Genomic DNA, 7067 nt, shown 5'->3' with positions numbered 1-7067 from the left:
TCGCGACCGTCTTCTGGTTGATCCCGTGCCGCCCGGCCAGAGCCCTCAGGCTCTCTTGACTATGCTGTATCGCTCGACGGACCGCCTCAGTCGTGCGGGCGCTTCCGTGCAGTATCTGGCCCATAGTGCTTCCTTCCACTCGGCGGAAAAGATTGCACCATCAAAGCCCGGGACCAAACACCTAGCGACCCGAGGTTAGCGCGAGCGCTTCCACTCTTCGTATTCGCGCTTGTCGCGATCCTTGTCGCTTTCGCCGGGGATCACGGCCTTGCCGGTGGCGACCACGGCCTTACCGCCCATCTTGGCGGCGCCGCCGACGACAGCGCCCGTGACGCCGATGGCTGTGCCGGCGACGGTTCCGACGGCGGCGGCTGCGAGACAGCCCTGCAGGGTCAGGCCAAGCGCGACGAGGGCGGCGGCGGAGATCAGACGTTGGACGGTCATGGCGCGCTCATATCGGTAAACAGCGGCCATCACGATGGCTAACAGATCTTAAGACCTCATGAGCGAGCCGGTGCGACTAATAGGCCTCGTCGAGCGAGATCGCGTCCTCGTCGCGCCGCCACGGACCCTTGTATTCGGGCGCGGCCCGACGCCGACGATCGGGTCCGAAATAGTTCTCGCAGCGAATGAACTGGCGCGGCTGTTCGATCAGCAGGGTCAGGCGGTGGATCACGCTGCGGGCGGTGACCGGTTTGGTCAGGAACTCGTTGACCCCGGAGTCGCGGGCTTCGTTGACCCGCCGCTGGGTCGAGTGGCCAGTGATCATGATGATCGGCGCGAACGGATTGGGGCTATCGGGCGAGCGGCGCAGCAGGTTGACGAAGTCGATGCCGTCCAGACCGCTCATCGACAGGTCGGTGATGACGATGTCGATGGGCACGCGGCGCATCATGTGCAGGGCCTCGGCGCCGTCCAGGGCTTCGAACACCTGGCGCACACCGATGGCGCGCAGAATCTCGGTGAGCAACAGCCGCATGTGCTGGTTGTCATCGACGAGCAGGATTTTCAGCAGGTCGAAGCGCACGCGTTCTCGTTGTCAATCGACGCGCGTCAGCGCAGCCAAAGCCAGGTGGTCCTTCGAGGCCCGCCGCCTGATAGGGAATCATTACAGCTTTGCAATGTGTCAGGTCAACCCGAAAACCTGAATGTTTTCAGTGGTCATACCACATCGACCAAGGTTCGTTGACCAAAGCTCGTCAGAAGCGCTCGAACTGGCCGGGTCGAAATGCGCCGCCGCCGGTCTGGGCGCGGTGACGCAGGAAGGCGTCGGCCAGCACGCAGGCGGTCATGGCCTCGACCACCGGCACGCCGCGAATGCCGACGCAGGGATCGTGGCGACCCTTGGTGCGCAGCTCGATCTCTTGGCCGGCTTCATTGACCGTGTCGCGCGGGATCAGGATCGAGGAGGTCGGCTTGAAGGCCACGCGCGCCACGACAGGCTGACCGGTCGACAGCCCGCCCAGCACGCCGCCGGCATGGTTGGTCAGGAACACCGGGCCGTCATTGCCCATGCGCATTTCGTCGGCATTGTCCTCGCCCGTCAGGGCGGCGGACGCAAAGCCCTCGCCGATCTCGACGCCCTTGGCGGCGTTGATCGACATCAGGGCAGCGGCCAGTTCGGCGTCCAGCTTTCCATAGAGCGGCGCGCCCCAGCCCGCCGGCACGCCCGTAGCCTCGACCTCGACAATGGCGCCGGTCGAGGAGCCGGCCTTGCGGATCTTTTCCAGATGCTCTTCCCAGACCGGAATGATCGCGGCGTCGGGCGACCAGTAGGGATTGTTCTCGACCTCGCTCCAGTCCCAGCGCGAGCGGTCAATCGCATGCGGGCCGATCTGGACTAGGGCCGCTCGCACCGTGACGCCGGGGATCACCAGTCGGGCGATGGCTCCGGCAGCGACGCGTGCGGCGGTCTCGCGGGCCGAGCTGCGCCCGCCGCCGCGATAGTCACGCACGCCGTACTTGGCGAAATAGGGATAGTCCGCATGACCCGGTCGGAAGGCCTGGGCGATCTCGCCATAGTCCTTGGAGCGCTGGTCGGTATTTTCGATCATCAGCGAGATCGGCGTCCCCGTGGTGCGCTGGCCATCGGTGCGGCCGTCTTCGAACACGCCCGACAGGATGCGAACCGCGTCCGGCTCCTGGCGCTGGGTCACGAACTTGCCCTGGCCGGGCCGGCGCTTGTCGAGGAAGCCCTGGATCATCTCGGCCGTCAGGGCGATGCCGGGAGGGCAGCCATCGACCACGCAGCCCAAGGCCGGGCCGTGGCTTTCGCCCCAGGTGGTGACGCGGAACAGATGGCCGAAGGTGTTGTGCGACATGCCGGGGCTTCTAGCGGAAAGCGGAGGAGGGGGCAAAGCGAGGCAGATCCTCCCCCTTCAGGGGGAGGCGGCCGAAGGCCGGTGGGGGAAGGTCGCAATGAGTCAGCAGAACTTCCCCCTCCGTCGCCTGCGGCGACACCTCCCCCGTCAGGGGGGAGGACTTGAATTATCCCCGAACCTTCGCCGCCTCGGCCAGCCACAGCTCCAGGTTCGTCCACCCCGAGCCGTCCTTGGCCAACGCCGCCCCGTCGGCCTTCTTCGGGTTCAGCCCGCGCTTGGCCTCCCAGGTGTCGGGCATACCGTCGCCGTCCGTGTCGGGCGCGGCGACGCCGGGCGCCAGGGTCGGCCAGCCGCCGACACTCTGCTCGGTGTCGATGATCCTGCCGGTCTTGTCGCGAACACCCGCGAGGATCCGGGAGTCGACAGCGTCGCGCGCAACCGAGGCTCCCGCATCGGCCAGCACGCGCTCATAGGCGCTGGCGGCCGGATCGGCAGCGATGGGCGCGATGTCGATCGGGGCGACCTGGCGGTAGCCTTCCACCTGCAGGCCGGTGACCAGGCTCCACGGATCGGCGGGCGCGACACCGTTCATGCTGTTGCCGGCGAAATACGCCTTGGCCAGGCTGTTGCTCTCGTTGAAGGCGACCGCCTTCTTGCTGTCGGGACCCATGACATAGGCGTTGTCGACGAAATTGTAGGCGACCAGCGCGGCCTTGTCGGCGTCATAGCCCGAATGGCCGCCACCCCAGTTGTAGAAGACGTTGGAGCGGAATTCGATGAAGGCTCCGACCGGGTCCTTGTCGGGCCCGTCATAGTTTCCCGGGCGCGGCATGCGGGCCATGTGATTGGCCCACAGATTGTGGTGGAAACTGATCTTCGAGCCCTGGCCGCCCCGGATCAGGCTGCCATAGCCATGGTCGCCCTTGGCGTGGACCGACTTGGCCAGGCTCTCGGCGATGATCGACCACTGGACGGTCAGGTCATAAAAGCCCTGCTCGGGCGGGGTGAAGCGCGCCGAGGCCGACAGGGTTTCGTCCACCGACCAGCTGGCCGAGACGTGGTCGAGGATGATCCGGCGGCCCTTGGCGATCCAGATCGCGTCGCCCTCGGTCCTGCTTTCGGCCCCCAGGCGCGAGCGGATGAAGCGGATGACTACGTCGTCGGCGGCCACGATCAGGGTCTGGTCGCGCACCGTGATCCCGCCGCCCGGCGCGGTCTGGCCGGCGATGGTGATCTGGCCGTTGGAGATCTTCAGCGAGCTTTTCAGCGGGATCGTGCCAGCCACGTCGAACACCACCGTGCGCGGCCCCTTGGCTTCGACCGCAGCCCGCAGGGAGCCGGGGCCGTCATCGAACAGATTGGTGACCTTGATCACCGCCCCGCCCCGCCCGCCAACGCTGAGCCGGCCCGCGCCCTCCGCGCCCGGGAAGGCGACGATCTCTTTGGGAGCGGCCACGCCTGACGCGGTGGCGCAGGCGGTGAGGGCGACGGCCCATCCAAGAAGAGGGGCGACGGCGAGGCCGGCGGAACGGTGGAGGTGGCGGCGCATCGGTTTCATCCCGTTGATTGGCGTCTCGGGCGCCAGTTTCGAGGTGCGAAAATGCCGGTGAGAAAGAGGTTTGTCCACCGGTGTCATTTCATGCCTCGACCGGCGTCGGGAGATGACGTCGGAGGGGGCGTTCCAGCTGTGGACACAGGCTCACGACCTCACGCGGAAAACCGCCGAGTTGGTGGGAAGGGTCGCGGAGCGTCCGGGCCTCGCCCGGATGAGTGAGTAGTGAATACCGTTTCGACGAAGACAGACGCTCCGCGTGATCGTTATCCCTCTGGCCGGGGTGCGCAGGCCTTTTCAGCCTTTTGCCCCACCCGGGCTTCTCCCCTTCGTAACCGGACCCAGCCCTTGAGCTGCAGCCTCGGTTCTCCCGGAGGACCCGGAGCGGACCTTCGGACGGGCGGGGACCCTGGCAGATCCCCGATGGACAGGTTTACGTCCCCTGTCCTCCTTTAAGCACGCCGACACGGACATTCGTCCGACCGGTGGCCCCGCTCGATCACCCCTGACAGCCGCTACGGTCGCCGGCCTAGCGCCCTTCCCGTGCTGTCAGGTGGAAACAGTATGCGGGCGGTTTCGGCGCCGAGGATTGGCGCGATGAAGAATTTTACAAGTCCCTGATCTGATTTGAGTTTATGCCGGAAAGAACGGGGATACAGCACAGCCAATCCCCATTCTCCCGCTAAAACCTCGTCATCCGGGGACCTGTTCGCGGGACCCTTTTGTCCGCTGCAAGTGCTGAGCAGAACGAAGCGCTCCAGTGGAAGCTGAACCATGGGTCCGGGAACAAGTCCCGGGATGACGGAGGTTTATGGATGGTCCGCGCTCATCTTCGCGCCGGAGGGAGCCATCCTTAAATCTCACGGCGAGACGATCGCCTGACTGGGAAGGTCTCTCCGCCGACACCGGTTTGCGACCGGCCGCGCCGCGGCGGTCCAGAGGGCCGTCCTGGACAGACCTTTCCAGTCCGGCACGCTGCAGCCTCCAAGAGATTTAAGGATGGGCGGGGCGCGGAGCGTCCGCTAACGACCTGCACCCAAGTCGGACCTTCACGGACCACCTCCTCAATCCACCTTCGCCAGCACTCGCCGCAGCGTCTCAACCACCTGATCCACCTGCGCCTTCTCGATGATCAGCGGTGGCGAAAGCGCGATGATGTCCGCCGTCACCCGGATCAGCAGGCCGGCGTCGAAGGCAGCCTCGAACACCTCCATCGCCCGCGCCGTGGGGGCGCCGGCGCGGGGTTCCAGCTCGATGCCGCCTATCAGGCCAAGGTTGCGGATATCGACCACATGGCGGGCGTCCTTCAGGCTGTGCATGGCCTCCTGCCAGTAGTCCTCCATCCCCGCCGCGCGGGCGAAGAGGTCGTCTTCCTTGTAGGTCTCCAGCGTCGCTATGCCCGCCGCGCAGGCCAGCGGATGGGCCGAATAGGTGTAGCCGTGAAAGAGCTCGATGGGGGCGTCGGCGCCCTCCATCATGGCGTCGTAGATCTTGCCGCTGGCGGCGACGGCGCCGCATGGAACGGCGGCGTTGGTCAGGCCCTTGGCCATGCAGATCAGGTCGGGGATGACGCCGAAGCGATCGGCGGCGAACGGGGCGCCCAGGCGGCCGAAGCCGGTGATCACCTCGTCGAAGATCAGCAGGATGTCGTGCTTGTCGCAGATCGTCCGTAGGCGCTCCAGGTAGCCCTTGGGCGGGATCAGCACCCCCGTCGAGCCGGCCACCGGCTCGACGATCACGGCGGCGATGTTGGAGGCGTCGTGCAGGGCGACGATGCGCTCCAGATCGTCGGCGAGGTTGGCGCCGTGCTCGGGCTCACCCTTGGCCAGCAGGTTGCCGGCCACGCCGTGGGTGTGGGGCAGGTGGTCGACGCCGGTCAGCAGGCTGCCGAAATACATCCGGTTCTTGGGAATACCGCCCACCGAGATGCCGCCAAAGCCCACGCCGTGATAGCCGCGCTCGCGGCCGATCAGCCGGGTCTTGGTCCCCTTGCCGCGCGCCCGATGATAGGCCAGCGCGATCTTCAGGGCGGTATCGACCGACTCCGAGCCGCTGTTGGTGAAGAAGATCCTGTCCAGGCCCTGGGGCGTGATCTGGGCCAGCTGGCTGGCGAAGGCGAAGGCCAGGGGGTGGCCCATGTTGAAGCAGGGGGCATAGTCCATCTCGGCGGCCTGCTTCTGGATCGCCTCGCGGATGCGGGGGCGGTCATGGCCGGCATTGACGCACCACAGGCCCGAGGTGGCGTCGAGGATCTCGCGGCCTTCGGGTGTCTTGTAGTGCATGTCTCTGGCGCTGGAGAGCATGCGCGGATTGGCCTTGAACCGCCGGTTGGGCGTGAACGGCATCCAGAAGGCGTCGAGGTTATTGGCGCCGAAATCGGGCATGGCGGGTCTCGAGAGCTGGCGGCTGGGCTGGTCTTGGGCGGGAGATCATGCACTGTGATCGCAATTGGCCGCTTTCTGGAAGCCCTCCCGTGTCGACCGCCCCGCAAAGAGTGCCGCTCGCCGATTCCACGGCCGTGCATGATCAGGTCTATGACCAGATCCGTCAGGCTCTGATCACCGGCCGCATCGCGCCCGGGGTGGGGGTCAGCCTGCGCAGCCTCGCCGCCGAGCTGGGGGTCAGCCCGATGCCGGTGCGCGACGCGGTCAGACGCCTCGTGGCGGAACGCGCCCTGGCGATCAATCCGGCCAACAAGCGGCTCAGCGTGCCGTCCCTGACCGCCGGCCGGCTGGAGCAGCTGTCCCAGGCCCGGCTGTGGATCGAGCCCGAGCTGGCCGCCCGCGCCGCGCGCCTGGCCGATGAGGCATTGATCAGGGCCCTGCAAGGGATCGACGCGCGCCTCGACACCGCGCTCGCGGCCGGCGACGTCGATGGCTACATGACCGCCAACCACGCCTTCCACTTCGCGATCTATGAGCGGTCCGGGGCTGATGTGCTGCTGTCGATGGCCGGCGGGCTGTGGCTGCAGATCGGGCCGTTCATGCGGGTGGTGTTCGGCCGCGTCGGCACCGGAAGCCTGCCGGCCGACCGTCACGCCGAGGCTATCGCCGCGCTGAAGGCCCGCGACGCCGAGGGCGCCCGCCGCGCCATCGCCGCTGACCTGTCCGAAGGCATGGACAAGATGCGGGCCGCTGTCGAGGCCGGGTCGTGAGGGCCTGGGTTGACACGCAGGCTCGGCCCAAGAACTGTGA

General features: G+C 66.8%; 6 protein-coding genes and 1 pseudogene. 1 reads left to right on the top strand and 6 read right to left on the bottom strand.

Translation table 11 applies throughout. The features are described 5' to 3' along the window. The 6 genes and pseudogenes from ACP69S_RS06425 to ACP69S_RS06400 all read right to left on the bottom strand — a co-directional run. Positions 1 to 124, bottom strand: a pseudogene (locus tag ACP69S_RS06425) (IS481 family transposase); the annotation flags it as partial. Between the two features lie 71 nt (positions 125 to 195). Beyond that, positions 196 to 444, bottom strand: a complete 249-nt coding sequence (locus tag ACP69S_RS06420) for a hypothetical protein (RefSeq protein WP_425995738.1) — start codon at positions 442 to 444, stop codon at positions 196 to 198. Positions 445 to 520: 76 nt separating this feature from the next. Then, positions 521 to 1027 carry a response regulator gene (locus tag ACP69S_RS06415; RefSeq protein ID WP_425995737.1) on the bottom strand — a complete coding sequence of 169 codons (507 nt, stop codon included), beginning with the start codon at positions 1025 to 1027 and terminating at the stop codon, positions 521 to 523. 172 nt (positions 1028 to 1199) lie between these two features. Then, a complete protein-coding gene (gene aroC / locus ACP69S_RS06410) occupies positions 1200 to 2321 on the bottom strand; it encodes a chorismate synthase (RefSeq protein ID WP_425995736.1) in 1122 nt (373 codons plus the stop codon). Positions 2322 to 2487: 166 nt separating this feature from the next. Next, positions 2488 to 3870, bottom strand: coding sequence for a pectate lyase (locus tag ACP69S_RS06405; protein ID WP_425995735.1), 1383 nt, complete (start codon positions 3868 to 3870; stop codon positions 2488 to 2490). A gap of 1067 nt (positions 3871 to 4937) precedes the next feature. Continuing rightward, positions 4938 to 6257, bottom strand: coding sequence for an aspartate aminotransferase family protein (locus tag ACP69S_RS06400; RefSeq protein WP_425995734.1), 1320 nt, complete (start codon positions 6255 to 6257; stop codon positions 4938 to 4940). Positions 6258 to 6346: 89 nt separating this feature from the next. Here ACP69S_RS06400 and ACP69S_RS06395 point away from each other — a divergent pair, with 89 nt between their 5' ends. Next, positions 6347 to 7027 (top strand): GntR family transcriptional regulator, encoded by a 681-nt coding sequence (locus ACP69S_RS06395; protein ID WP_425995733.1) that lies wholly within the window; start codon positions 6347 to 6349, stop codon positions 7025 to 7027. The last annotated feature ends 40 nt before the right edge of the window (positions 7028 to 7067 follow it).

The organism is Caulobacter sp. DWR1-3-2b1, from assembly GCF_049895765.1.
Taxonomy (GTDB): Bacteria; Pseudomonadota; Alphaproteobacteria; order Caulobacterales; family Caulobacteraceae; genus Caulobacter.
Note: the sequence above shows the minus strand (reverse complement) of the source record. Positions and strands in the feature narration are given on the sequence as shown.

Bases quoted from the DNA above. Each gene is read 5' to 3' on its own strand.
- ACP69S_RS06420 (WP_425995738.1), bottom strand. From the start codon at position 444: ATGACCGTCCAACGTCTGATCTCCGCCGCCGCCCTCGTCGCGCTTGGC.
- aroC (WP_425995736.1), bottom strand. From the start codon at position 2,321: ATGTCGCACAACACCTTCGGCCATCTGTTCCGCGTCACCACCTGGGGC.
- ACP69S_RS06405 (WP_425995735.1), bottom strand. From the start codon at position 3,870: ATGCGCCGCCACCTCCACCGTTCCGCCGGCCTCGCCGTCGCCCCTCTT.
- ACP69S_RS06400 (WP_425995734.1), bottom strand. From the start codon at position 6,257: ATGCCCGATTTCGGCGCCAATAACCTCGACGCCTTCTGGATGCCGTTC.